29 protein-coding genes, 1 tRNA gene and 1 pseudogene (1 of these 31 cut by a window edge) are annotated in these 25,613 nt (G+C 66.3%); 11 read left to right on the top strand and 20 right to left on the bottom strand.

The genetic code is table 11. The annotated features are described in order from the left end of the window. Positions 1-660, bottom strand: the 5' portion of a protein-coding gene (locus AAC691_RS09375; protein WP_342629848.1) for an MBL fold metallo-hydrolase. It extends 15 nt beyond the left edge of the window; only the first 660 of its 675 coding nucleotides appear in the window; the start codon lies at positions 658-660; the stop codon falls past the left edge of the window. Positions 661-809: 149 nt separating this feature from the next. On the opposite strand from AAC691_RS09375, the gene AAC691_RS09380 reads away from it, so the two are divergent. The 4 genes from AAC691_RS09380 to AAC691_RS09395 all read left to right on the top strand — a co-directional run bounded on the left by AAC691_RS09380 (position 810) and on the right by AAC691_RS09395 (position 3,963). Continuing rightward, a complete protein-coding gene (locus AAC691_RS09380; protein ID WP_342629849.1) occupies positions 810-1,883 on the top strand; it encodes an XdhC/CoxI family protein in 1,074 nt (357 codons plus the stop codon). Then, on the top strand, positions 1,880-2,500 hold the full coding sequence (locus AAC691_RS09385) for a nucleotidyltransferase family protein (RefSeq protein WP_342629850.1): 621 nt from the start codon (positions 1,880-1,882) through the stop codon (positions 2,498-2,500). Before AAC691_RS09380 ends, AAC691_RS09385 begins: the two co-directional genes overlap by 4 nt. Before the next feature lie 86 nt (positions 2,501-2,586). Next, a complete protein-coding gene (locus AAC691_RS09390) occupies positions 2,587-2,937 on the top strand; it encodes a RidA family protein (RefSeq protein ID WP_323992164.1) in 351 nt (116 codons plus the stop codon). Positions 2,938-3,249: 312 nt separating this feature from the next. After that, positions 3,250-3,963, top strand: coding sequence for a CHAP domain-containing protein (locus AAC691_RS09395; protein ID WP_342630177.1), 714 nt, complete (start codon positions 3,250-3,252; stop codon positions 3,961-3,963). A gap of 60 nt (positions 3,964-4,023) precedes the next feature. Here AAC691_RS09395 and AAC691_RS09400 read toward each other — a convergent pair whose 3' ends face one another. The 14 genes and pseudogenes from AAC691_RS09400 to rfaD all read right to left on the bottom strand — a co-directional run bounded on the left by AAC691_RS09400 (position 4,024) and on the right by rfaD (position 16,188). Next, positions 4,024-4,479: a 23S rRNA (pseudouridine(1915)-N(3))-methyltransferase RlmH gene (locus AAC691_RS09400; RefSeq protein WP_342629851.1), complete on the bottom strand. Its 456-nt coding sequence runs from the start codon at positions 4,477-4,479 to the stop codon at positions 4,024-4,026. Between the two features lie 36 nt (positions 4,480-4,515). Then, entirely contained in the window at positions 4,516-4,944 is a 429-nt protein-coding gene (rsfS, locus tag AAC691_RS09405) for a ribosome silencing factor (protein ID WP_342630178.1), read from the bottom strand. 180 nt (positions 4,945-5,124) lie between these two features. Then, positions 5,125-5,712: pseudogene (locus AAC691_RS09410) on the bottom strand (nicotinate-nucleotide adenylyltransferase); the annotation flags it as partial. A 2-nt stretch (positions 5,713-5,714) separates the two neighbouring features. Next, positions 5,715-6,974, bottom strand: a complete 1,260-nt coding sequence (locus tag AAC691_RS09415; RefSeq protein WP_342630179.1) for a glutamate-5-semialdehyde dehydrogenase — start codon at positions 6,972-6,974, stop codon at positions 5,715-5,717. A gap of 126 nt (positions 6,975-7,100) precedes the next feature. Further along, the gene (gene ychF, locus AAC691_RS09420) at positions 7,101-8,195 is read right to left on the bottom strand and encodes a redox-regulated ATPase YchF (RefSeq protein ID WP_323992171.1); all 1,095 of its coding nucleotides are present in this window, start codon (positions 8,193-8,195) and stop codon (positions 7,101-7,103) included. Then, complete coding sequence (gene pth / locus AAC691_RS09425; RefSeq protein ID WP_176640113.1) at positions 8,195-8,773, bottom strand: aminoacyl-tRNA hydrolase; 579 nt, start codon at positions 8,771-8,773, stop codon at positions 8,195-8,197. The genes ychF and pth overlap by 1 nt, the downstream gene beginning before the upstream one ends. Before the next feature lie 142 nt (positions 8,774-8,915). Beyond that, positions 8,916-9,533, bottom strand: coding sequence for a 50S ribosomal protein L25/general stress protein Ctc (locus tag AAC691_RS09430; RefSeq protein ID WP_342629852.1), 618 nt, complete (start codon positions 9,531-9,533; stop codon positions 8,916-8,918). A 119-nt stretch (positions 9,534-9,652) separates the two neighbouring features. Further along, complete coding sequence (locus tag AAC691_RS09435) at positions 9,653-10,252, bottom strand: histidine phosphatase family protein (RefSeq protein ID WP_342629853.1); 600 nt, start codon at positions 10,250-10,252, stop codon at positions 9,653-9,655. Between the two features lie 79 nt (positions 10,253-10,331). Beyond that, positions 10,332-11,312 (bottom strand): ribose-phosphate pyrophosphokinase, encoded by a 981-nt coding sequence (locus AAC691_RS09440; RefSeq protein WP_342629854.1) that lies wholly within the window; start codon positions 11,310-11,312, stop codon positions 10,332-10,334. A gap of 130 nt (positions 11,313-11,442) precedes the next feature. After that, positions 11,443-12,417: a hypothetical protein gene (locus AAC691_RS09445; RefSeq protein WP_342629855.1), complete on the bottom strand. Its 975-nt coding sequence runs from the start codon at positions 12,415-12,417 to the stop codon at positions 11,443-11,445. Next, complete coding sequence (pgeF, locus tag AAC691_RS09450; RefSeq protein WP_342630180.1) at positions 12,414-13,217, bottom strand: peptidoglycan editing factor PgeF; 804 nt, start codon at positions 13,215-13,217, stop codon at positions 12,414-12,416. Before pgeF ends, AAC691_RS09445 begins: the two co-directional genes overlap by 4 nt. Positions 13,218-13,251: 34 nt before the next feature. After that, a complete protein-coding gene (locus AAC691_RS09455) occupies positions 13,252-14,253 on the bottom strand; it encodes an SAM-dependent methyltransferase (protein WP_342630181.1) in 1,002 nt (333 codons plus the stop codon). A gap of 32 nt (positions 14,254-14,285) precedes the next feature. Continuing rightward, complete coding sequence (gene lgt, locus AAC691_RS09460) at positions 14,286-15,131, bottom strand: prolipoprotein diacylglyceryl transferase (RefSeq protein ID WP_342629856.1); 846 nt, start codon at positions 15,129-15,131, stop codon at positions 14,286-14,288. A gap of 76 nt (positions 15,132-15,207) precedes the next feature. Then, positions 15,208-16,188, bottom strand: coding sequence for an ADP-glyceromanno-heptose 6-epimerase (gene rfaD, locus AAC691_RS09465; protein ID WP_342629857.1), 981 nt, complete (start codon positions 16,186-16,188; stop codon positions 15,208-15,210). A 176-nt stretch (positions 16,189-16,364) separates the two neighbouring features. Here rfaD and AAC691_RS09470 point away from each other — a divergent pair, with 176 nt between their 5' ends. The 6 genes from AAC691_RS09470 to AAC691_RS09495 all read left to right on the top strand — a co-directional run bounded on the left by AAC691_RS09470 (position 16,365) and on the right by AAC691_RS09495 (position 19,783). Next, on the top strand, positions 16,365-16,688 hold the full coding sequence (locus tag AAC691_RS09470; protein ID WP_176640444.1) for an accessory factor UbiK family protein: 324 nt from the start codon (positions 16,365-16,367) through the stop codon (positions 16,686-16,688). A 200-nt stretch (positions 16,689-16,888) separates the two neighbouring features. Beyond that, positions 16,889-17,392: a YbjN domain-containing protein gene (locus AAC691_RS09475; RefSeq protein ID WP_176640443.1), complete on the top strand. Its 504-nt coding sequence runs from the start codon at positions 16,889-16,891 to the stop codon at positions 17,390-17,392. After that, positions 17,389-18,219: a pyrroline-5-carboxylate reductase gene (proC, locus tag AAC691_RS09480; protein ID WP_342629858.1), complete on the top strand. Its 831-nt coding sequence runs from the start codon at positions 17,389-17,391 to the stop codon at positions 18,217-18,219. The genes AAC691_RS09475 and proC overlap by 4 nt, the downstream gene beginning before the upstream one ends. A gap of 133 nt (positions 18,220-18,352) precedes the next feature. Further along, a complete protein-coding gene (locus tag AAC691_RS09485; RefSeq protein ID WP_323993286.1) occupies positions 18,353-19,021 on the top strand; it encodes a TetR family transcriptional regulator in 669 nt (222 codons plus the stop codon). Between the two features lie 101 nt (positions 19,022-19,122). Continuing rightward, positions 19,123-19,197: transfer RNA gene (locus tag AAC691_RS09490), tRNA-Gln, on the top strand. 412 nt (positions 19,198-19,609) lie between these two features. Continuing rightward, positions 19,610-19,783, top strand: coding sequence for a hypothetical protein (locus AAC691_RS09495; protein WP_176639701.1), 174 nt, complete (start codon positions 19,610-19,612; stop codon positions 19,781-19,783). A 270-nt stretch (positions 19,784-20,053) separates the two neighbouring features. Here AAC691_RS09495 and AAC691_RS09500 read toward each other — a convergent pair whose 3' ends face one another. After that, complete coding sequence (locus AAC691_RS09500; RefSeq protein ID WP_176639706.1) at positions 20,054-20,323, bottom strand: HU family DNA-binding protein; 270 nt, start codon at positions 20,321-20,323, stop codon at positions 20,054-20,056. A gap of 316 nt (positions 20,324-20,639) precedes the next feature. Further along, positions 20,640-22,682, bottom strand: coding sequence for an NAD(+) synthase (locus tag AAC691_RS09505; RefSeq protein ID WP_342629859.1), 2,043 nt, complete (start codon positions 22,680-22,682; stop codon positions 20,640-20,642). Positions 22,683-22,809: 127 nt separating this feature from the next. Between AAC691_RS09505 and AAC691_RS09510 the strand changes: the two genes are divergently transcribed. After that, on the top strand, positions 22,810-22,986 hold the full coding sequence (locus AAC691_RS09510) for a DUF1328 family protein (RefSeq protein ID WP_342629860.1): 177 nt from the start codon (positions 22,810-22,812) through the stop codon (positions 22,984-22,986). Here the strand turns inward: AAC691_RS09510 and AAC691_RS09515 are convergent. The 3 genes from AAC691_RS09515 to otsB are packed head-to-tail and all read right to left on the bottom strand — an operon-like array spanning position 22,940 to position 25,553. Then, positions 22,940-23,461, bottom strand: coding sequence for a disulfide bond formation protein B (locus AAC691_RS09515; RefSeq protein WP_342629861.1), 522 nt, complete (start codon positions 23,459-23,461; stop codon positions 22,940-22,942). The genes AAC691_RS09510 and AAC691_RS09515 overlap by 47 nt on opposite strands. Further along, positions 23,458-24,807 (bottom strand): trehalose-6-phosphate synthase, encoded by a 1,350-nt coding sequence (locus AAC691_RS09520; RefSeq protein WP_342629862.1) that lies wholly within the window; start codon positions 24,805-24,807, stop codon positions 23,458-23,460. The genes AAC691_RS09515 and AAC691_RS09520 overlap by 4 nt, the downstream gene beginning before the upstream one ends. After that, complete coding sequence (gene otsB, locus AAC691_RS09525; protein WP_342629863.1) at positions 24,795-25,553, bottom strand: trehalose-phosphatase; 759 nt, start codon at positions 25,551-25,553, stop codon at positions 24,795-24,797. Before otsB ends, AAC691_RS09520 begins: the two co-directional genes overlap by 13 nt. Between the last annotated feature and the right edge of the window lie 60 nt (positions 25,554-25,613).

Raw genomic sequence — 25,613 nt, forward strand, 5'->3', positions numbered from 1 at the left:
ATTGCCGCGCCGTTCCTGGCCTATCGTGGTGATACCGCCATGGCCAGGAAGGATCGTCACATCATCCCCCAAGGGCAGCAACCGTTCGGCGATCATCCGGATCAATAGCGGTCCATCGCCGTAGGGGAAATCGGTTCGACCGACCGAACCACGGAAGAGCGTATCGCCCACGAACGCGAACCGGGCATGCGCATCATGGAAGATGACGTGACCGGGCGTATGGCCGGGCACATGGCGCACCAGGAACGTCCGGCCCAGAAGCGACAGAGTGTCGTTATCCGCCACATACCGGTCGACCGTAACATCCTGCATTCCGTCCAGCCCGAAATGCGCAGCCTGCGCCGCGATGCCGGACAGCAGGAACGCGTCGCGCGCATCCGGCCCGATGACCGGCACCGTCGCTCCCTGCCGCCGCGATGCCGCGGTGCGCAGCGCATCTGCACCCCCCGCATGGTCCAGATGGCCGTGAGTCAGCAGAATCGCATCCAGCGTTAGATCGCGTGCCTCCAGCTCACGCATCACGCGTGGTACGTCGCCACCGGGATCGACCACGACGGCATGGCGGCTGGCCGGATCCCACAGGACCGCGCAATTCTGCTCGAACGCGGTCACTGGCACGACCAGCAGATCCAACCCGTCCAGATCCGAGGAAAACGACACTGGGGCCTCCTTGCCGACCGTGCGGTCAGGTATGGAATTCGGACATGATGGATGCCCGCTCCGCTCTGTACGCCCCGAGACACGGACGAGCAAGGCCGCCCATCCGCGCCTTATGGCCTGTCTATATTCAAGCTGATAGAGTGCTGCCCATGACGCCGCACCCCTTGCCCTTCGACCCGCTGGATTTGGCAATTGCCTGGGCCGAAGCCGGCGAGCAGGCCGCCCTGGCGATCGTCGTGGCCACCTGGGGCAGTTCGCCGCGCCCGCCCGGCAGCATGATGGCCGTCAGCGCCACCGGACGGATCGAAGGATCCGTTAGCGGCGGTTGTGTCGAGGCCGCCGTGGTGGATGCGGCCGCCACGGCCATGGCGCACGGAGGCACCGAATTACTGTCCTATGGCGTGACGTCCGAGCAGGCCTGGGCCGTAGGTCTGGCCTGCGGCGGGGAGCTTGATATCCTGGTCGAGTCGATCGGACCGGCCGGCTCATTGCCGCTCGAGCTGGCGCGGCGGGCTGCCGCCCTGCGGCGTGCCCGGCGCGCGGTTATCCTGGCGACCAACCTGCCCGACAGGCAGCATGTGCTGATCGAAAAGACGACCGATCGACTGCACGTCGTCGCGGGCGCGCCGCCGCTCGACATTTTGCGGCCGAGCCTAGAATCCGTTTTTCGCAACGGCCGAAGCCAGCGGCAGCGGGATGCAGAGGGACGACTCTGGTTCCTGCACCTGCTGACCCCTCCCCACCGCCTGCTGATCGTCGGCGCGGTGCATATTGCCCAGGTTCTGGCACCGCTGGCCGCGGCGGCTGGATTCGACGTTACGGTGATCGATCCGCGCGCCCAGCTTGCCACCCCGGAACGCTTCCCCGGGATCACGCTGCAGGTCGATTGGCCCGACGAGGCCCTTGAGCGCATCGGCATCGACAGCCACACCGCTATCGTCACCTTGACCCATGACGCAAAGCTCGACGACCCCAGCCTGCGCGTCGCGCTGAACAGCCCGGCCTTCTATATCGGCGCGCTGGGATCGCGCAAAACCCAGGCTTCCCGGCTGATGCGCCTGCGCGAAGACGGTTTCGATACCGATCGGACCGCCCGCATCCGCGGCCCTGTCGGACTGGCGATCGGCGCCACCGGCGCACCGGAGATCGCCCTGTCGATCCTGGCCGAGATCGTGGCCGTGCGGCACGATGCCCCACTTGCCCATCAGCGCGGCTGGACGTGACCACCCGACCCAAGTCCGTCGCCGCAATCCTTCTGGCCGCCGGCCGGTCCACGCGCACCGGTGCGCGTCATAAATTGCTGGCGTCCGATCGGGTGGGCGTTCCAATGGTCGTCCGCACGCTACGGGCCCTATGCACCAGTCCGGCCTGGCCGATTATCGTCGTCCTGGGCCATCGCGCGGACGATCTTCGGACGGTCATCGCCGCACACGCCCCGTATGAGCAGGACGTGACGACCTGTCTCGCCGCCGATCACGCCGATGGCCTGTCGGCGAGCCTGCGCGCCGGCGTGAGAGAGGCGGCACGTCACCGACCATCCGGCATCCTGATCTGCCTGGGCGACATGCCAGGGCTGAAACCCGACTTGGTCGCCCGCCTGATCGCCTGTCACCGCGAAGCCGCCGCCCCGGCCATCGTCCCTGTCCATGGCGGGCGGCATGGCCATCCGGCGCTGTGGGATCGCGCCATGATCCCGGAACTGATCGCCCTGCGGGGTGACCAGGGCGCGCGGGGACTGATCCGCGCCCTGGGCACGCGCGTAAGGACACTCGACTCTGATCCGTCGATCCATCAGGATTTCGACACGGCCGAGCAACTGGATGATTTTGCCCGATCCTAATCCCGCCTCGAGTTGACCGACGCCATCCCGGTATCGGACAAGAGGAGCACGCGGCCCGCCGCGGTCGCATCACGAGGAACTGGCCCATGAGCAAGATCATCCGCACCGAACCGAACGCGATCCTGTCGAAGGTCGTCGAATATCACGGCTTCCTGTTTACCCAGGGCTTCGTCGCCCGCGACCTGACGGCCGACATCGTCGCCCAGACACATGACGTGCTGGAGCAGATCGACGAGGCCCTGGAGCAGCACGGCACCGACAAGACGCGCCTGCTGCAGGCGCAGATCTGGCTGAAGGACATCAAAGATCGTGACGCGATGAACGGCGTATGGTCGGCCTGGCTGCCCAAGGATGGCGCGCCTGCCCGCGCATGTGTCCAGGCAGTGATGGCCGCCCCCGAAATCCTGGTCGAAATCATGATCGTCTGCACGAAGTAGTAAGAACGGCGGAGGACACGCTTTCATCGCGATTCCATCTGTCGCATTTCGGCAACGGATTGCGATTCCCGGATATTTGAAGGCCGGCCAGGGCTCCCTGGCCGGCTTTTTCGTGGGAACCAAAATTTTTCATTCAAAAACTGGAATCTGGATCAGAGATCCAGGAATATATTCCTTATTATTTCGGCTGGCTGGTGAATTTTAATAAAATTTGACCAGTCTCCTCCCAGAAATGCGGCCACGTCTTGTCAGGGTTGCAACCGCCTTGCTACGCCTCGTTGCGCAGTGATTTGGCAGGTGGGATTCTTCGGGATGTGGGCAGGCGGTTTGGGACGTTCTCTCCTTTTATCACTGGCGGCCGCTTCCCTCGGTTTGACCCTCTCTCCCAAGGCGGATGCCCGGACGCATCGCGCGCACCATGCGCATCGCAGCATCATGCATCATGTGGTCTATCACCGGCATGACAGCGGCCATGTGATTCAGTGCGTGGCTTTCGCCCAGGCCGATTCCGACGTCGCCTTGCACGGCAATGCGGCCAATTGGTGGTACAACGCCGCCGGGGTCTATGCCCGCGGCTCTGCTCCCGAATCCGGCAGCATCCTGAACTTCCGCGCCAATCGCCGCATGCCGCTGGGACACGTCGCAGTCGTGACCGACATTGTCGACAGCCGAACCATCACCATCGACCAGTCCCACTGGGCCCAGCGCGGCATCAGCCGCCATGTATCGGTCATCGACGTGTCGCCCAACAATGACTGGACGGCCGTGCGCGTAGCGCTGAGCCATAACGGCGCCTATGGCAGCATCTATCCGACCTATGGCTTCATCTATGCGCGTCCGGACACGACCGGTCACGTCATGATGGCCAGCAGCGAACGTGCCGTGCCGCATACGCGCAACGACGCGCCCAGCGATCTTCGCCGCCCGATGACGTCGACCGAAGTGGCCGAGGCGCCGGAAAGCCTGCCGGTCGTGACCTATGGCCACGCCTTCCGCGACGACGCGCCGAATCGCTCCATCCGCTGATATTCATCGTTTGGGGCAAAAAGGCGCCATTTCCAAATCCCCGGCCCGGGATAGAACCGGTCAGGGCCGTCCCGCCCGGTGGTACGGATGGCCGGACGCAATCGCCCGCGCGCGATAAAGCTGTTCGGCCAGCAATCCCCGCACTAGCATATGCGGCCAGGTCATCGGCCCCAGGGAGAGCGTGTCATCCGCGCGCGCGAGCACGCTGCCATCCAGTCCCTCTGCCCCGCCGATCACGAAGCAGAGCGGCCGCGCCAAGCCCATCCAACGTTCGACGAGGCGCGCGAAAGCCATGCTGTCATGGGTTCGCCCGCCTTCATCCAGCGCGACCGCGAACGCCCGCTCCGGCAAGGCCGAAAGCAGCCCCTGCGCCTCGCGCCGCTTGATCTCGACCGCCGCCCCCCGGCCCTCGGCAATTTCCACCAGATCCAGCCGCGGCGTCAGCCGCGCGGCATAACGCTGGAACAGATCGTGCTCGACACGATCCTTCATGCGCCCGACCGCGATCAACCGCATTCCGTCCTCGCCTGAAACAGAATGTGCGACCGGGCCTTATCCCTCGGCCGGCGGCACGTCCAGTTCGGCGCCCCACATGCGCTCTAGCCCGTACATGGCCCGAGCCTCGGCCTTGAACAGATGAACGACAATATCACCGGCGTCGATCAGCACCCAGTCCGACCCGCTGGCGCCTTCGATCAGCACCCGCTTCAAGCCGGCATCGCCGAGCTTGCGTTCGATATGCGCGGCCATGGCCGCGATCTGGCGGTCCGCGAGTCCGGTCGCGATCACCATCCGGTCGGCGAACGCCGCCCGACCGGTCAGGTCCAGCACCACGATGTCCTCGCCCTTGTCGTCAGCGATGCTCTCGGTGATGATGGACAGGTATTTCTCCAGCAGGCTGGTTTCCGCCGGCTCGCGCTTCACCACCTTGGCCGGCCCGGCGACCGCCGCCTTCTTGCGCGGCGTGCCCGGGGCCTTCACCGCGCCGGCAACCGCATGCGTACCGCCGGAGGCGCTTCTGCCGGCTGTGCCGGACGTCTTCTTTGTTGCCGTGCGACGAGTGGTGCCCGTATCGGCCGGAGGCTTCCTGGCGATGACCGTCTCTCCTGATGCATGAGGCGCAGGCGGTTCGGGCGATGATAACGCACAACCCCGGTCCAATGCCCGCAATTCCGTTGCTGATATACCGATCTGGGGGGCCGGAAGAAAGGCCCAAGCACAAGGCACGCAATCCGCCAGGATCGTCGCCTGCCGCCCCGGTCGGCGCCAGTGGGCCAGGGCCAGCGCCGCCTGCCCCCGCAGCGCCGCGGTGTTGTAGGGGGGCCGCGGCAGCACCGCGAACGGCACCTGTGCGATGATGCCCCGCCACGCGTGCCAGCGCGGCAATTGCGCAAGCCCATCCGCCCCCATAAGCCAGATGAACGCGACATGGGGAAAACGCCGCCGCAACTGCGAAACCGTATCGACGGTATAGCGCGTCCCCATCCGCTGCTCGATATCGGTCGCGACGACGCGCCGCCCGTCCACCCGTGCCGCCACCCTCGCCAGGCGGTCGGCGAACGGCGCCATCCCTTCGACCGGTTTCAGCGGATTCCCCGGCGAAACCATCAGCCAAACCTGGTCCAGACGCAAATGCCGCAGCGCCCGCCGTGCCAGGCGCAGATGGCCCTCATGCACCGGATTGAACGAGCCGCCCAACAGGCCGATCCGGGCCCGTCGCCCGTCGCCCCACGCGGGAATCGACACCATTGTCAGGGCCGCTGCTGCCCCGTGCCGATGACCTCGTAGCGATAGGTCGTCAACTGCTCCAGGCCGACGGGTCCGCGGGCATGTAGGCGCCCGGTGGCGATACCGATCTCGGCCCCGAACCCGAACTCGCCCCCGTCACAGAACTGGGTCGACGCATTCCACATCACCACGGCACTATCGGTACCGTTCAGGAACCGGGCCGCCGCCTCGGCATCATCGGTCACGATGGCTTCGGTGTGCGCGCTGCCATGGCGGACGATATGCGCCAGGGCGTCGTCTACCCCGTCCACTACCGCGATCGACAGCACGGCATCCAGCCATTCGGTGGCGAAATCGGCGACGCTCGCCGCCGGCAGGCCGGGCACGATCGCCCGCGCGCGGGCGTCAGCCCGGAAGGCACAGCCCCGTGCAGCCAGATCGGCGACGATGACGGGCAAGAGCGACGGCGCCACTGTCGCGTCAATCAGCAGCGTCTCCGTCGCCCCGCAGATTCCGGTGCGCCGCATCTTGGCATTCACCACCAATCCCCGTGCCATATCCGGATCGGCCGCCGCGTGGACATAGGTGTGGCAAAGCCCCTCGGCATGCGACAGGACCGGTACCCGCGCCTCGCGCTGCACGCGCTCGACCAGAGACTTGCCGCCACGCGGGATGATCAGGTCGATCTGCCCGGATGCGGCCAGCATGTCGGCCACATGGCGCCGATCGGCATCCGGTGCGATCTGCACCGATGCCTCGGGCAACTCCGCCGCCCGTAGGCCGGCCACCATCGCCGCGTGAATCGCCCGCGCGCTGTGCAAACTCTCGGATCCACCGCGCAGGACGACCGCATTGCCCGATTTGATGCACAGGCCCGCCGCGTCCGCGCCGACATTCGGCCGGCTTTCATAGATCATGCCGATCACCCCGACCGGCATCGCGATACGGCGGAAACGCAACCCGTTGGGCCGCGTCCATTCCGCCAGCACCCGCCCGACCGGATCGGGCAGCACCGCTACGTCCTCCAGCCCGACCGCCATCGCCTCGATTCGTGCCGGCGTCAGGGTCAGCCGGTCGCGAAATGCCGCCGTCGTGGTGGAATGCGCCAGGTCGCGCGCATTCGCCGCCAGGATCTCGTCCTGCCGCTCGCGCAAGGCCCGTGCCGCATGGCGCAGTGCGGCGTTGCGCGCATCGGTGGTACTGCGCGCCAGCGCCCGCGCCGCGTCACGTGCCCGCGCGGCCAGGCCCGGCATGGCCGGGACCCACTGGTCCTGCTGGTCCATGACGGGCGTGACTGCGTTCATGATCGGGCTCCCTGCTCCGCGCGGCCGATCCGGCCGCGATCCGACGCGCATTGTCGAACCTTGCACGCCAGGACGCAAGCCGGATCACGACCGACCGGCAGGCTCTCAGACATTGAAGCGGAAGAGGAGGACATCGCCATCCTGCACGACATAGTCGCGCCCTTCGATCCGCAGCTTGCCCGCTTCCTTCGCCCCAGCCTCGCCGTGATATTGAACATAGTCGGCATAGGCTATGGTCTCGCAGGCAATGAAGCCGCGCTCGAAGTCATTATGGATCACGGCGGCGGCCTGCGGCGCACGGGTGCCGGCGGTGATCGTCCAGGCACGGGTTTCCTTCGGCCCGACGGTAAAATAGGTCCGCAGCCCCAGCAGACGGTACCCCGCCGCGATCACCCGATCCAGACCACTATCGGCCAGGCCCAGCCCTTCCAGGAACTCCTTGCGGTCCTCGGGGCCCAACTGGCTGACTTCGGCCTCGATCGCGGCAGAAACCACCACGGCCGCGGCGCCCTCGGCTTCGGCGCGGGCCTGGACGCGCTCGGACCAGGCATTGCCGGTCGCAGCCGAGGCTTCCTCGACGTTGCAGACATACAGAACGGGCTTGGTGGTCATCAACTGCAGCCGGCGCACCGCCTCTTCCTGCCCGGCGGGGATCGCCTGGCGGGCGGGACGCCCCTCGCGCAGCACCGCGATCAGCGGCTCCATCAGCGCCACCTGCGCCGCGGCCTCGCGATCATTGCCCTTGGCCTTCTTTTGCAGGGCGACGATCCGCTTTTCCAGCGAATCCAGGTCGGCCAGCATCAGTTCGGTCTCGATAATCTCAGCGTCGCGAATCGGGTCGATCCCACCCTCGACATGGGTGATGTCGTCATCCTCGAAACAGCGCAGCACGTGGATGATCGCATCGACCTCGCGGATATTCGCCAGGAACTGGTTGCCCAGTCCCTCGCCGCGCGATGCGCCTCGCACCAGACCGGCTATATCAACGAATTCCAGGCTGGTCGGCAGGATCTTCTGCGACTTGCCGATGGCGGCCAGCGCCTCCAGGCGCGGATCGGGGACGGCGACCCGCCCCACGTTCGGCTCGATGGTGCAGAACGGATAATTCGCCGCCTGGGCCGTGGCCGTCGCGGTCAGAGCGTTGAACAGGGTCGACTTGCCGACATTCGGCAGACCCACAATGCCGCAATTGAACCCCATCAGCCATTCTCCCCGGTCAGCAACGCCAGTTTAGTCATGAACAGTTCCGGCTGCCCGTCCGCCAGGATGGGCGCCGCATCGGACATGGCGTCGAGCATCCGCTCCAGCCAGTCCTGATCGCTTTTCGAAAAGTCGCCCAGCACATGCCCTGTCACGCGCTCCTTCGCGCCGGGATGGCCGATACCGATGCGAACCCGCCAGTAGTCCGGACTGCCCAGCATCCGATCCATCGAACGCAGACCGTTATGCCCCGCCGCCCCACCGCCGCGCTTCACCCGCACCCGTCCGGGCGGCAGGTCCAGCTCGTCATGGAAAGCGGTGATGGCTTCGACTGGAATCTTGTAGAACGCGGCGGCCTGCTGAACGCTTTCACCCGAAAGGTTCATGTAGGTCATGGGCTTGAGCAGCAGCATCCTGTGCGCGCCCACCCGCCCTTCGGCCACCTCGCCACGGAAACGCTTCCGCCATGGCGCAAAGCCATGGCGGGACGCGATCCGATCGACGGCCATGAAACCGACATTGTGCCGGTGCCGGCTCATTCCCGGCTCAGGATTTCCGAGCCCGGTCCAGAGCAGCATGCCGTATTCCCTGTCCTAAAGCGTGCCGTGGCGGGACCGGCCGATCACGGCACGCTCCATGTTGCTGCTTTACAGAGCATCCTCACGTGATGAGGCGTTTCCACCTTCATCACGATCTGCTCCACGGCCGTCCGGCCGGCGATTATTTCTTCGCCGGGGTCGCCGCCGCGGCGGCCGGTTCCGCCGCCTCGTCGACGCTCGGCGCCGCGATGGTCGCGATCACGAAGTTCGGGATCTGCAGGACCGGCGTGGCGTTCTCGGTACCCTGCAGGTCGTCCCAGCGCACGTTGCCGTGGATGTCCAGTTGCGACAGGTCCACCGTGAAGGACGACGGAATATTCGCCGGATCGACGCTGACATCCACCGTGTGGCGGACGATGTTCAGCACGCCGCCGCGCTTGATGCCGGGGGCCTTGTCTTCGCCGGTGAAGACGATCTGCACTTCGACATGCACTCGCTCGCCGGCCGCCAGGCGCTGGAAGTCCACATGGATCGGCTGATCGCTGACCGGATGGAGCTGGATCTCGCGCATCAGCGCATGAGTCGACGTGCCATCGACGGTGACGTCGTATACACGCGAACGCCAGCCGGCCTTGTGCATCTCGCGCATCACCAGGCGGGGGTCGAGCGCGATCAGAACGGCTTCCTGCTTCGCACCATAAATGACGGCCGGGACCTGACCGTCACGCCTCGTCGCACGCGCTGCCCCCTTACCAGCCTTCGCGCGCGAAGAAGCCTCGAGTTTCGTGAATTGGGTCACTTTACGCTCCTGAAAACCAAGCGCGCAGGCCTCCAGGGGTGCCTGCGCGAGCGCGGCGTGTAACGGAAAATGCGCGCCGACGCAAATCTTTCAGGCACGCGCCCAGCCGCAACGCGGGCTCAGCCCAGCTTGTCCAGACCCCACGGGGCCTTGCCGGTCGCATCGGACGGTGTCACCCACAGCGGCGTGGCGTTAGGCAGGCGCACATTGGCCGGCAGGTTCATCGCCGCGCGCAGGGCACGGAACATCGCGCCATGGCAGACGATTAGCACGGGGCCCTCGCCGTCCAGCGCACGGTTCACCGCCGCCACGGCCCGGGCGCGCAGCGCGGCGAAGGGCTCGGCACCTTTCGGCGTGTACGCGCCGGCGATCCAGCTATCGTACCAGTCGCCCATCGGCTGGCCTTCCTGCTCGCCGAAACAGACTTCCTGCAGCCCCTCATCGACCACAACCGACAGCGGAGCCGCACTCGATGTGGCCATCGCTTGGGCGACGATCTCGGCCGTGCGTAGCGCGCGAACCAGCGGCGACGATACGATGCGCGCCACCTTGGCGTAACGCGCCTCCTCACGCGCCAGCAGAGCACCCGCGTCCTCGGCCTGGGCGACGCCGCGCGCGTTCAAAGGAATGTCCGACCGCCCCTGCGAGAGCCCAGCGGCGTTCCAATCCGTCTCGCCGTGGCGCAGATACCAGTACGGACGGGCGATCAGCTCGGTCATTCGGGGGCAGCTCCTCTCGGTTCGCTCCTCCCCGATAGGTCCATGCCTGGCCCGGGTCAATCCGTAGGAAAGCGCCGCCTCAGTCGAACAGCGACGAGACCGAACTTTCGTCCGATACCGCGCGCATGGCGCGCGACAGCAGGTTGGCCGTGCTGATCTGACGGATGTTCCCCGCACTTGCGACGGCTTCCGTCGCGGCGATGCTGTCGGTCAGGGTCAGCATCCGGATGGGCGAATCTGCGATGCGCCGCACCGCGCCGCCGGTCAGCACGCCATGGGTGACATAGGCCTCGACTGCGGCGGCGCCCTCTTTCATCAGCGCGGAGGCGGCATTGCACAACGAGCCGCCGCTATCGACGATATCGTCGATCATGACGCAATAGCGGCCCCGCACGTCGCCGATCACGTTCATGACCTCGGACACACCCGCGCGCTCGCGCCGCTTGTCGATGATCGCCAGGTCCACATTCAGCCGCTGCGCCAATTGCCGCGCACGGACCACGCCGCCCACGTCGGGCGATACGACCATCAGGTTCTGGAACCCGCCCGGGATTTCCAGCGGCGGCGCGATATAAGGCAGTGATCCCTGGTCGATGCGCCCCTTGATGTCACGGGTGAACAGCGGCGCCGCGTAGAGATTATCCACCGGAATGTCGAAGAAGCCCTGGATCTGCATCGCATGCAGATCCATGGTCAGGATCCGGTTCGCTCCGGCCTCGACCAGCAGGTTGGCCACCAGCTTGGCGCTGATCGGGGTACGCGGGCCGGATTTGCGATCCTGCCGGGCATAGCCGAAATAGGGCATCACCGCCGTGACACGCCGGGCCGACCCGCGGCGCAGCGCATCCAGCATGATCAGCAGTTCCATCAGATTGTCGTTGGTCGGCGAGCATGTGCTCTGAATCACGAACACGTCCTCGCCCCGGACATTCTCGTGGATCTCGACGAAGACCTCCATATCCGCGAAGCGGCGCACGGATACGTTGCACAGCGGCATGCGCAACTCGGCAGCAACCTTCTCGGCGAGAGGCAGGTTGCTGTTGCAGGCGACGATCTTCATCTGGCGACGCTCTCCCCCGGGGCGGTCTCATGGGCTGGCGGCGCGGGTATTAGCAATCGCGCCCGCCTCTGTCATCCGTCTGCCGCAACGGTCCTGCGCGCCGAACGTTTCCGCCCGCGCGACAGCGGGCTCATTGTTGCAAATCCGCTACAGGCGTGCCCGAGCCGTTCGCGGCTCCACCGACGGGCATCGGCAGCGGCACGTTGTTCCGCCCCGAATAGCGCGAAACCACCTGCCGCACCCCGCCGGCCGCCTCCTGCGCCGCGACCATGGCTACCTCGCCCCAATGCCCGTCCAGCGCGTGGGCGTCGATATCGTGCAATTGCGTCGCCGCCCCGGCTTCCTTGCCCGCCTGATCCACCACCCGCCAGACCAGTTGCATATGCTGCTGCTTCTGCCCGGATGCGCCCGGCGGCACGTCGGAAACCGATACGGCGCAGGACACGGTGAAATCGGCATCGCGCGGCGAGGCCTGCACGGCGTTCTCGGCATCGCCCAGAGCGCGTATGAAGGCTTGGCCCAGCGCGCTGTCGCCATCGCCCGGCGCGCCATGCACGCCGGCGAAATAGATCCGTGCCGCCCGGTGCTTCAGGCTGCGCGGATCCTGGGCCATCTGCGCCGCCTGGATCCCGGTCAGGGCCGCGGCAATTCCGGGCGCTGCCTGCTCTGCCGCCCGACGCAGCGTCGCCGGAGCACCGACCGCCCAGACCGTGGCCGGTATGGGGTCGCCGGCCTCGGCACTGCGCACCCGGCCATCGGGCATCATCACGCTATAGGTCGGCACCACGTCCTGGCCCCGAGCCTCCGCCCCCAGGCGCAGCCACCAGTCCCCCTTGCGCGCGGGCTGCGCCATGGCCGGCACCGTCTGGTCCAGCAGCGCTGCCGCCACGTCGCGGCTCCATGCCTGGGCCGCCGCCTGCGGCAACAGGGCCGAAGGCGGCACAGGCACCGCCAGGCGCGCGGGCGGCGGACTGCCTGCCAGCGACCGCCCCTCGCGCCCCGGATCACGAAACGGATGCGGAACGTCCAGGCATCCGGACAGCAGGCCGACACCGGCCATGGCCACCAGCGCGGCCATATGGCGAAGAACGGGGATACGCATCATGCGCCGCTTGTAGCACCGGCCCGGGCGATCGCCGAAATCTGATGCCCAATCGGCCCGCCACCCGCCAAAGTACGCCGCCGATGACTGAAGAAACGCCGCGTATCGCCCAGCGTATCCACACTAAGCGCTATTGCCCGGCCGATCCCGGCGCGCCGCAGCCGTGCCACGCAATAGCCGGCCAGGTCGAACTGGTAATGTTCCGCGCGCCGCCCACCGGCAAAGAAAGCTTCGGCATCCGGGTCCTCCGCCAGCGCCCGGGCGCGCATGTCGGCTCCGACCTCGTAGCTCTGCTGCCCGATGCAGGGTCCCACGACCGCCCGGACCGTCACCGCTGGCGCCCCCAGCCGGGCCATCGCCGCCAGCGTGGCCTCCAGCACGCCCCCCACCGCGCCGCGCCAGCCGGCATGGGCCGCGCCGACCACACCGCCATCCTCGGCCGCGAACAATACCGGTCCGCAATCGGCGGTGATCACCCCCAGCGCCACCCCCGGCCGGTCGGTGACCAGCGCGTCGGCCTGCGGCGCGGCGCCAGCCTCCCAGGGACTGGTCACGACCGCCACGCCGTCGCCATGCACCTGGGTCACTCCCAGCAGGTATTCCGGACGCACCCCCATGACGGTCGCGATCCGGCGGCGGTTTTCGGCCAGCGCCTGGGGCGTATCGCCCGAACGGGTGGAACAGTTCAGGCTTTCGTACGGGCCCTGCGATACGCCCCCAAGCCGGGTGAAGAACCCGTGCGGTACATCACCCAGCAAGGCGTGACGCAGGACGGCCTCGGGCGGAATCGCGTCCGTCCCCATCGGGCCCGATCCCCCGGCGTGATCCTGCCTGTCCTTATTCATGCGCCTGAAATCCCGGTGGCGCCGGCAGTCCGGGCGATGTCAGGGCCAGCACCTTGAACAGGCGCCCCATCCTGTCCGGCGCGGCCAAGCGCTGCGCGGCGTCGCGAATGGCATGCGCCTCGGCGGCCGCGCGGCCGCGTGCCAATTGCTCGGCCCGCGCGAACAGCCCCAACCCGGCCAGGAAAGCCCCCTGCGTCACACTGCCATGGCAGAGCGCGCCCCCTTGGCGCGCCGCCGCGGCGAATGCCGCGAAATCGACATGGGCGGTCAGGTCCGCCTGCCCCGGATCGGCCAGCGGCCAAGCGGGCTGGCCGTCCCGCAGCGCCTGCAGCGTGTCGCCCCAGATCGCACCGTCATAGCCGTAATCGATGAACAGCCCGGCACCCGGCGCATGCGACAGCCGCGCCGCCACGCTTTCCGCCACCGCCAGCGCTTCGGGGCAAAATTCCAGGATCTCGCCCAGGGGCACGGGCCGGTCGAACAGTTCGCCCACCGCAGCCCCCCAGGGCACGTCATGGGCGCGTACGGTCACGAATCCGACCCCCTGCACAAAGCGTTCGTCCCATCCGTCCGCGGTCCGGACGAACTGGCGGATCGGCAATGCGTCCAGGAACTCGTTGGCCAGCAGGATCGACGGCCCCTCGGGCACATCCGCAAGGCGCGCGTGCCAGGCGACGGGCCACGCCCCGCGCCCGGCCAGCGCCGCGTGCTGCACCGCGCGCAGGCGGGGCGACTGCTCCAGCAGATGCACGCGCGCCGCCTGATGGCAATCGGGCGCCACCCTTGCCAGCAGGCGCAGCATGTCGGCCATCAGGGTTCCGCGCCCCGGCCCGGCCTCGATCAGACGGAACGGCGCCGGGCGGCCCATCGCCTGCCAGGTGACGGCCACCCAGGCCCCCAAGATCTCGCCAAAGATCTGCGAGATCTCGGGCGCGGTAACGAAATCGGCGAACGGATCGCGCCCGGCATAATAGGTCGCGTTGGCCCGCGCCATGAAACGATCCAGCCGTTCGGGCTTATCCGTGCTCACGGGCGTTTGGACTCCGTATCGACCGGCATCAGCAGAGTCTGCGGCGGCCGGCGCATCGCCTGCAGCATCAGCCCCGCGCCGGCAATCGCCATAGGAATGCACAGGATCTGCCCCATGGTGGTGCCGAACGGCAGAAACCCGATAAAGGCATCCGGCTCGCGGAAACATTCACAGATGCTGCGCGCCACGGCATAGCCGAACAGGAACAGTCCGGACAGGAAGCCCGGCCGCTCACGGATCGACTGCTGGCGCGACACCACCCACATCATCGCGAACAGCACCAGCCCTTCCAGCAGCGCCTCGTAGAGTTCGGACGGATGCCGCGGCTGGGGGCCGGCCTGAGGAAAGACCATCGCCCAGGGCAGGCCGGACGGCGCCGGGCGCCCCCACAATTCCCCGTTGATGAAGTTGGCGATGCGCCCCAGCCCCAGCCCGATCGGCACGACGACCGTCACCCGGTCGGAAAACGCCAGGAAACTCAGTTTATTGCTCCAAGAAAACAGCGCCAGCGCCACCACGACGCCAAGCGCCCCGCCATGGAAGGACATTCCCCCACGCCAGACTTCCACCACCGCCATCGGATGCGCGAGATACAGCGATGGCTGATAGAACAGGATATAGCCCAGCCGCCCCCCCAGCACGACACCCAGCGTCGCCCAGGTCAGGAAATCGTCGACCTGCAGCGCGGTCGCCGCACGGGGCGACAATCCCGCCAGGCGGCGCACCAGCCGCCAGCCGACCAGCAGCGCGGTGATATAGGCCATGGCATACCAGCGAATGGCCAGCGGCCCCACATGCACCATGACCGGATCGAATTGCGGAAATATCAGGACGGGCAGCATGCAGCGTCTTTCTGCTACGAAATGGCGTTACGAAACGGCGTCGGGGCGGCCAGGGACGAGCGGGCCGGACGATGCGTCACAGATACGGGTCGGGCGCGGCCAAGTAATCCCGCACGTACCGGCGGACCCCGTCTTCCAGCGTCGTGAACGGCCGTCCATAGCCCGCCGCCCGCAGGCGCGTCATGTCCGCGCGGGTATAGGATTGATACTGTCCCCGCAAATTGGCGGGCATGTCGATGAATTCTACCTGCCTTGGCACACCCATGGCGTCGCACACCGCATGGGCCAGGTCCAGATAGGTCCGTGCCACCCCGGTCCCGCAATTGAACAGCCCGCTGACCCGCGGGTTGTCCAGCAGCCACAGCATCACGTCCACCACGTCGCCGACCCAGATGAAGTCCCGCGCCTGCGCTCCGTCCGCCAATTTCCGCACATCTGACCGGAACAGCCGCGCCGGCAAGCCCCGACTGACCTCGTCATATTTCACCTTCACGACCGAGATCATCTTGCCCTTGTGGTATTCGTTCGGGCCGAAGACGTTGAAGAATTTCAGCCCCGCCCATTGCGGCGGCGCGGCCTCGCCCCGCGCCAGTCGCGCCATTACCTGCCGATCGAATACATGCTTCGACCAGCCATACAGGTTCAGCGGCCGCAGGGAGTCCAGCATTGCGGGATCGTCGGAAAACAGTTCCGACCGGTCGGCGGCGCCATAGGTCGCAGCCGATGACGCATAGATGAAGCGCGCACCGTACCGCACGCACCACGCCCATAAGCGCGCCGACAGGTCAATATTGGTGCGCCAGATCAGGTCTCCGTCACGCGCGGTCGTCTCGCTAATCGCGCCCAAATGGAACACAGCCGTCACGGCCGGGTGGCCGGCCAGGAAATCGTCCAGAGCCTCGGGCGCAAGCAGCCGCTCGGGGGCATGGCGCGCGATATTGCGCCATTTCCCTTCCGCACCCAGCCAGTCGACGATGACCGTCTCCTCGCCCCGCGCCCGAAGCGCCGCATGCAGACATGAGCCGATGAACCCGGCTCCACCGGTGATGATGATCATGACCTGCTCTATAGAGCAGTTCGCTGCGCGATCGAAGACCCGCGACGTCCCATGCCACCGGCCCGCCGTTTGCCGGATGGCCATCGTAGGCCGGAATGTCTATATGCTGCCAGATGCACCGCCGGGCGGCCTTGTCCAATCCGGCCACCACCCACCCTGGAACAGGAGGCTCCGCCATGCCCGACAGGCCCCGTATCTTCGACGATCTCGCTGGCGTTGCCGGCGGCGCCTTCTCGGCGCTGGCTGGACTGCGGGAAGAAATCGGCGCCATCGTTCGAGCCCGCGTCGACGAGGTCCTTTCGACGCTGAACCTGGTCCGGCGAGAAGATTTCGAGGTGGTGCGCGAATTGGCCGGCCGGGCACGCTCGGCGCAGGAGGAGGCAGATGCCCGCCTCGCGGCGCTCGAGGCCCGAATCGTGGCCCTTGAAGCTCAACCCGGCACGCCCCCCTTTCCGCCCTCCATGCCCGGCGAAACGAACCCGACAGCCAACCCGTTCTGAAGCCGAACGAAACGCAAAAAAATCCGCAGGACGGCACGCCCGCGTCCGCGTGACTCTTGCCAGTCTGCCCGAACCGCCCATAGGGTTGAAATGTGGCCGCGTTCTCACCCGTGGCGGGAACGGCCAGCGGCCCGCTTACGCAGACGTCCGGGGTCCGGTGCGCGACGCCGGCCTCCCTCCACGGCTCAGGGGAGTCCCATATGCCTGCTCTCACGCCCTCCTCTCCCTCCCAGGACTCCAACCCGCTCGATCTCATGGAACAGATCGTCGGCGGCTATGAATGGGCGTTCGAACGCCGCAACGATTCCGAAATGGCCGCCGAGGCCCCCGGAAAATGGTGCGATTATGGTCTATATTTTTCCTGGTCGCGCGAAGTCAGCGCGATGCATTTCACCTGCACATTTGACCTGAAGGTCCCAACGCAGCAACGCCGGGCCTTGTTCGAACTGGTCGCCCTGGCCAATGAGCGACTGTGGATCGGCCATTTCGGCATGGATCTTGAGAGCGGCATGCCGCTGTTCCGCCACGCGGTCCTACTGCGTGGCGCCCCCGGCGCATCGATGGAAAGTCTCGAGGACATGGTCGATATCGCCATTACCGAGTGCGAGCGCTTCTACCCCGCCTTCCAGTTCGTGCTGTGGGGCGGCAAGACCCCTGCGGAGGCGCTGGAGGCCGCGATGCTGGATTGCGCGGGCGAGGCGTGAGCAGCCCGGCCTCGCCGTCCGCTCCCATTCCCCCCCTGCTTCTGGTCGGGTGCGGACAGATGGGCGGCGCGATGCTGGCCGGCTGGCTGGCCGATGGACTTGCTCCATCGGTCGTTCTCGACCGGCACCGCGACGATATCCCTGCGCCGCATCGCGTCGTGCGGGATGCCGCCGACCTTCCGCGGGATTTCGTTCCTTCCCTGATCGTCCTGGCCGCCAAGCCGCAGAAGGCTGCCGAGGTGCTGCCCGCCCTGGCCCCGTTCGCGCGCCAAGCGCCCATCCTGTCGGTCATGGCCGGCAAGACGGTCGGCGGGCTGACGGCGGCGCTGGCCGATGCGGGCTGCCCGGATGCCGTCGTCATCCGGGCCATGCCCAACACGCCCTCGGCGATCGGGCAGGGCATGACGGTCTGCTATACCCCGCCCGGGGCCAGCGACGCCCAGCGCGCCTTGTGCGAACGCATACTCTCGGCCATCGGCGACACGGCCTGGGTCACCCGGGAAGAGCAGATGGACGCCGTGACCGCGATCTCGGGCAGCGGCCCGGCCTATGTCTTCCTGCTTGCCGAACTGATGGAACAGACGGGCACAGCGCTGGGCCTGCCGCCGGAACTTGCCCGCCGCATCGCCCGCCGCACCGTTTCGGGGGCCGGCGCGCTGATCGAGCGGACGGGCGTCGACGCCGCGGAACTGCGCCGCCGCGTGACCAGTCCGGGCGGGACGACGCAGCAAGCGCTGTCCGTGCTGATGGCGCCCGATGCATGGCCGACCACGCTGGACCGTGCCATCCGCGCCGCGTCCCGTCGCGCCCGCGAACTGGCGTCCTGAACGGATTGCATGGCCGGCACCCCGGCCACTCGGCGAACTTGCGCCCGCCCCCGCCGTAATTTAACCGCAATGGCGATTCAACCTGTCCGGATCGGCCGGACGAAGCCGAAAACAGAAGATGTTCCAGAAGACCATGGATAACGACCAGTTCGACGATGCCCTGCTCCGCGCCGCCATGGACCGCACCGCCCTGTCCGGATGGGGGCGCCTTACGATCGTCGACGCGGCGCGCGACGCCGGCATTCCGCTGGACGAAGCCCGCCGGCGCTACCCGGTCAAGGCGGCCCTGCTGCTGAAACTGGGCCGCCTGGCCGACGAATCCGCCCTGGTGGATGACGGCAGCACCGGCACGGTGCGCGAAAAATTGTTCGACCTGCTGATGCGCCGTTTTGATGTACTGCAACAATATCGCGCCGGGGTGCGCGCCGTGCTGCGCACCCTTCCTTTCGACCCGTTGCTGGCAGCCGGGCTGGGAGCAGCGACCTACGAAAGCATGCGTTGGATGGCGAGTGCAGCCGGGCTGGACGTCACGGGCCTGATCGGCACCCTGCGGGTCAAAGGCTTGGTCGGTGTCTGGACCTATACGCTGCGTGCCTGGGATCGCGACGACAGCGAAGACCTGTCCAGCACCATGGCGGCCCTGGATCAGGCCCTGGATCGGGCCGCGCGGCTGGGCAATCTGCTGGAATACGGTCGCCGCCGCTCCGCCACTAGCGCGACTGCCGAAGCGGCGACGACTCACTCCAGCGAGATCGACCCGTCCATCGATCTGCCGCTGGAACCCCATCCAAACTATCCCTGACCGGCATCAGCCTGCGGAGCATCCGAAAAAGGAGGCAAAAGCCCCCTTTACGCCACCCCGCCCGACCCATTAGAAGGACGGAGCCAAGGTGTTCGGGCCATTGGGGCGTAGCCAAGCGGTAAGGCAGCGGATTTTGATTCCGCCATGCGGAGGTTCGAATCCTCCCGCCCCAGCCAATCTATTTCACCTGAATAGCTCCTGGGCGTCCTCCGGAATGTCGCGACGGCCTGCTTGGCCACTTCAGCGAATACAATCACGGTTTTCTGCCTGGCCCAGGATACTCTTCATTCAACCCGTATTTTTGAAGCTTCTCCTTCAAATACTGAGTTCTTTACGTCAGGCCCCGCATCGCACCCCATGCCGCCACGCAAAAATACCGGCTCTGAAACGACTGGAGGTGTTGATTTAAAAATAATTCTTGATCGCTGATTTTTTCGTGACATAAAGAAGGGGACTAGAAGAATTCTGGTCCAATCGTCGACATAGAAAGCCAATACAGAACAGTTGTATATTTTTTGAGATCAGAAACCATTTCTTGCAAACCAATCGGCCAAGCATGATCTGTCGGCCCGTGCGGAAAGGCATGCCGTGAAAATTCTGCTTTCCCTCTCTGGAGACCGGACCGGTGCCGTCATGCTGGAATATGGCCTTGTCGCCATCCTGGTCGTTCTGGTTATTGTCGGCCTTGTCGCGGTTATCGGCCAAGATATCCTTGGTATGTTCTATGCCGCCGTCAACAATTTTCCACCATCGGCCAGCTAATTTCTGGCGTATCGGGCCGGAACAGCTTCGCGGAGCGTAGCGACACGGACCAGTCTCGCCACATGAGACCGCGTCTACAAACAATGGTCCGCGCTACATGGCGCGAGGGCCATCATTTCTACATATGACTGTTAACAGGCCGCTTTTGTACAAATGGAAATATAGAGCGAATAATACCCGCAGCCATTCCAATGTTTCGACCGGAACGGAACATCACAGGTTACCCCGATACGGCTCGCGGGCCCCCGCATATGCGGGGGCCCGGCCGTCTCAGACCGCCTTTTTCAGGTTCGGGCTGGCCTTGAAGCGCACCGTCTTGCCGGCCTTCACCTTTACCGGCTCACCCGTACGGGGATTCAGCGCCTTGCGCGCCTTGGTCTTCTTGACCGTAAAGGTGCCGAATGACGGCAGGGTAAACCCACCTTCCTTCTTCAGTTCCCGGATGATAGCGGCCATCAGGTCCGTGGCCGCCTGGTTGGCAGCGACACCTGTGCAGTCGATCGAATCCTGGATTACTGCGGCGATGAAGGCTTTGCTCATTGACTCTGTACGCTCCTGTCAGGACATAAAACGGTCGCAGCGTGCTGTCCGCCACGTTTATCATATCTCGGCGGAGGCGGCTTTTAGCGTGCTGTTCAGACTTATGCCAGAGAATTCTGCATTCATGTCACGATTCTTGTTGGCACAGACAGCAAACCTGGCGCCTCTTTCGGAAAAAGTCCGATTTCGTGGAAGACTGGGCAAGTACATAGCCGGTCCGCGCACAAATCATAACGATGTTGGACCGTTCAATGCAAACCCCCTATCATCGGTCGCCTGACACAAGATCGGGACTAGAGATCCGGCAGTACCAGTATCAGGCCGAGGGAACGTTACGTTCCAGCTCATCCAGCCACAACCGCGCATTGCCATCCGACGGCGCGCGCCAGTCGCCGCGCGGCGACAATGCCCCGCCTGCCACCACCTTCGGCCCGTTGGGTACCGCCGAACGCTTGAACTGGCTGAAACCGAAGAACCGGGCCAGAAAGACCGAAAGCCAATGCCTTATCGTCGGTAGATCATAGGCTACGCGCTTATCTTGAGGAAAACCGGGCGGCCAGTTTCCCGCCTGAGGATCCTTCCAGGCAATCTCGGCCATGAAAGCGACACGCGACGGGCGAAAACCATAACGCAGCACATAGAACAGCGTGAAATCCTGCAACGCGTAAGGACCAATCCGCGCCTCGGTGCTCTGCAGGGCCTGATCATCGCCTGCCGGAACCAGCTCGGGCGAAATCTCCGTGTCCAGGATCGCCTGCAATACGCCACCCACCGCACCGTCCACCCTCTCCGACGCAATCACCCAGCGGATCAGATGCTGGATAAGCGTTTTGGGCAGCCCCGCATTGACGTTATAATGTGACATCTGGTCACCGACACCGTAGGTGCACCATCCCAGTGCCAATTCTGACAGATCGCCGGTACCAATAACGATCCCGCCATGCTGGTTGGCCAGGCGGAACAGGAAATCGGTCCGCAACCCGGCCTGGACGTTCTCGAAGGTCACGTCATAGAGCGGCATGCCGCTGGCGAAGGGATGACCCAGCTCCTGCAACATCATGCGGGCAGTCGGACGGATGTCCAGTTCCGTCGCCGTCACCCCCAGGGCGCGCATCAGTTCCAGGGCGTTGGACTGCGTGCCCGGGCTGGTCCCGAAACCCGGCATCGTATAGGCCAGCACCGCCTCACGCCCCAGCCCCAGTTCGTCGGCCGCTCGTGTGGCCACCAGTAGCGCCTGGGTCGAATCCAGGCCGCCGGACACGCCGATCACCATGCGCCGTGTTCCGGTCGCTTGCAGCCGCTGCTTCAACGCCGAAACCTGGATGGTCCAGGCTTCGTAGCAATCCTGCTCCAGCCGCGCCGGGTCGGATGGGACGAACGGAAAACGTTCGATCCGCCGCTTCAGGCCCAGATCACCCGCCGGCGGTGCCAGCGCGAAGCTGATCCGCCGCCAGCCGGCGTCCGGACGCGCCGCGCGATTGTCGGCAAAACTGCCCATCCGGCTGCGCTCCTGACGCAGCAGGTCCAGGTCCACGTCCGCCGTGGCCCGGTGGGGCCCCTGCGGAAAGCGCACCGTCTCGGCCAGCAACACACCGTTCTCATAGATCGACACCTGACCGTCCCAGGCCAGGTCGGTCGTCGACTCCCCCTCTCCGGCCGCCGCATAAACATAGGCGCAGATGGCGCGTGCGGATTGTGACCGGCATAACAGGTCGCGTATGTCGGCCTTGCCGACCGTGATGTCACTGGCGGACGGGTTGGCGATGACGGTAGCGCCGGCCAGTGCGGCATCGGTGCTGGGCGGCAGCGGCACCCACAGGTCCTCGCAGATCTCGACCGCGATGATCAGACCTGGCACATCCTCGGCCTCGAACAGGAGGTCGGGACCAAAGGGCGCCGTCTGGCCGGCGACATGGATGCTCTGCCCGCGCTGCCCCACGCCGGCGGCAAACTGCCGGGCCTCGTAGAATTCGCGATAGTTCGGCAGGAAACTCTTGGGCACCACCCCTAGGATCGTACCGCGATGCAGAATGACGGCACAATTATACAGCGCGTCGCCATGCCGCAGCGGTGCGCCGGCGACGATGACCGGCGTCATTTCGGCTGTCGCGGCTGCCAGGGTGGCCAGGGCGGTACCCACCCCATCCAGCAACACGTCCTGCTGGCGCAGATCCTCGATCGCGTATCCCGACACGCCCAGTTCCGGAAATACCGCCAGCGCCACGCCCTCGGCGTCGCATGTCTGCACCATTTCGACCATGCGTGCGACGTTGGTGGCCGGATCGGCCAGGGCCACGGGCAGCGTGCATCCGGCGACGCGTGCAAAGCCATGACGGTAGAGAGAACGAAAATCCGGCACGATCTGTCACCCGGTACTGACTGTTTCCATGGTCGCCGCGGCCGCATGCGGCAACTCGCACGAGGCCCACGCATTGGGATCCTTGATGGACCCCTTAGTCCATTCACATAAATCGGAGGACTTCGCCATGGACTTCCTACGCTGGACGCTGATCTTTCTGGTCCTGGCGCTGGTGTCGGCGGCTTTCGGCTTTGGCGGCCTGGCCACCAATTTCGCCTATATCGGCAAGATCCTGTTCTTCATTTTCCTGATCCTGTTCATCGTCGGTCTGTTCTTCGGTCGCGGACGAGGCAGGACGTGGTGATCCCGAGCAGACCCAGAGCGTACAGGCCGCCCATCGCGGTCATCGACAGCTTCAGCCCGCTGATCAGATAGGTCGGCGCGTCGCACGGCTTGGCGGGGCGTAGCGGCATGGCCGCCAGCCGTTCGGCGAAGGTTCCGCCGTGGAAGACGGGGGCCCGGCATTCCGGCAGCGGGCTGGGCCACCATCCCTGTTCCACCCCGACATGCACGACCGACAGGCCGCATGCCGCCATCAGGACCGGGACGCACAGCCAGACGATTCCCCGCCGGCCGCGGCCGCGTGCCAGCGCCGCCAATATCCCGAGCGCGATCAGCAGCCGGTATGGCCAGCGCTCCCACAGGCATAACCCGCACGGCGCCATGCCGAGCCCGTGTTCGACCCATTCGGCGATTCCCAGCGCGATCGCGCCTGCGGCGGCGAGTGTCAGGGGGAGCCACGGCCGGGTGTCGACGCGCCTGAAAACATGGGATTTCATGGTGTACAGACCGGCGGCGCCTCATCCAGTGCGCGGAGGAAGTCCCGGGCCCAGCTTCCGGCGGTGGTCCGGCGGACTTCCTCGTCCAAGGCCAGCCAGCGGCGGCGGCGTTCGTGCACATCCATTGTCAATGCTTGATGCAGGGCGTCGGCGATCTCGTCGGCATCAAAAGGATTGACAAGCACGGCCTCGCCCATCTCGGGGGCGGCGCCGGCGAAATGGGACAGGACCAGCACGCCGGGTGCCGCCGGGTCCTGGGCGGCGATATATTCCTTGGCGACCAGGTTCATGCCGTCGCGCAGCGGCGTGATCAGCGCCACGTCCGCCATGCGGTAGAAACCCGCCAGGATGTCGCGGCCGATCGGCCTTGTGATGTAGCGGATGGGCGTCCAGTCGAATTCGGCATAGGCGCCGTTGACCCGGCCCGTCAGCTCGTCGAGCTGACGGCGCAGCAGGCGGTATTCCTCGACGTCGCCGCGCGATACCGGCGCCACCTGCAGGAACGTCACCTTGCCGCGATGTTCCGGATAGCGCTCCAGCAGCGCCTCGTAGCCGCGGAAACGCTCGGGCAGGCCCTTGGAGTAGTCCAGCCGGTCGACGCCCAGGATCAGCGCGGCCCCGCGCAGGCTGGCCTGCAGCCGCGCGGCCTCGTCCCGCGCGACGCCGGCTTCGGCCTGGGCGCGGAATTCGTGCGGGTCGATGCCGATCGGGAAGGCCTGCGCCCGCTCCATCAGCCCGTTCAGGCGGAAGGACTGGTTGAGATTGTCGGCGTCCTCGTCGGTCTGCACCCCGAACACGTCATAGGCCTGCATGTCCTCGAGCAGCAGCTCGACGCCGGGGAGGCAGCGGATCAGGCTCCAGGGCGGCACCGGGATATGCAGGAAGAAGCCGATCCGCGTCGTGACCCCCAGGTCGCGCAGCGCCTGGCCCAGCGGGAACAGGTGGTAGTCGTGGATCCAGATCACGTCGTCCGGCTGCAGCAGCGGCAGCAGGGTACGCGCGAACATGGCATTGACCTCGAGATAGGTCTGCCAGTCGCTGCGCGCGTAGCTCATCAGCCCGATGCGGTAGTGGAAGAGCGGCCAGAGAATGCCGTTGGAGAAATTCTGGTAGAATCCCTCGTGCTGCCGCGCCGTCAGGTCGATGGTCGCGTAGGTGACGCCCGCGACCGTGTCGAAGCCCGGCACGGGGTCGGCGTCGCTGTCGACCAGGTTGCCCGACCAGCCGAACCACAGCGACTCGCCGCCCCGCAGCGCGTCGCGCAGCCCGACCGTCAATCCGCCCGCCGGCTGCGTGCGTTCGCGCGGCGACGGCACGCGGTTCGATACGATGATCAGGCGCCCCATCTGTCGTCCCCCCCCTCGGTCAGGCCGGCCAGCCATGTCCGGAACGCGGTCGGGTCGGGAAAGTCCCGGTGGATCCGGAACCCCACCCCGCCCAGCCGGACGGCCTCACGGATGCCGTCCTCGTCGGTAACGTCGTCACCGACGAAGATCGGATGCCGCCCGGCGAAGGGCGGCGACTGCATCAGGGCGGCGACGGCGTGGCCCTTGTCGACGCCATGCGGCCGGATTTCCCATGCCATCTTCGCCGCCTGGATATGAAACGCGCCGTTGCCGGAGGCGATCCAGCCCTCGGCCGCGTCGCGCAGCAGCTCGGCGGCCTCGGGCGCCGCGCGGTAATGCAGCACGAAGCCCGCGATCTTGCGTTCGATCCGCACGCCGGGATGGGCGGCGGCCAGACTTTCGGCCGCCTGCAGCCAGCCGGGCGGATATTGCGGCAGGTCGGCGCGGACGATGGGGCCGTCCGGGCGGTGCCGCACGGCGATCCCGTGCTCGCCCGCCACGGCATAGGGCACGTCGCCCAGGAAATGGTCGATCTGGTCCACCGCGCGGCCGGAAATCACCGCCAGCGCGTCGCCGCATTTCGCCCGCAGGCGGCGCAGCACCTGCGGCAGCCCGGGCGGGACCACCACCGATTCCGGGGTGGGGGCGATATCCACCAGCGTGCCGTCGAAATCCAGCAGCAGGGCGGCCTGGTGCGGCGGCGGCATGAAGCGGCCGTCGGGGCCGGCATAATCCGTCGGGCTCATGGAAGTCTGCTCTCCTCGCGTCCGATGGCGTCGTTACCCATCCCGCCCTCTTGCCCGAGG

It is taken from the genome of Nguyenibacter vanlangensis, assembly GCF_038719015.1.
Classification (GTDB): domain Bacteria; phylum Pseudomonadota; class Alphaproteobacteria; order Acetobacterales; family Acetobacteraceae; genus Gluconacetobacter; species Gluconacetobacter vanlangensis.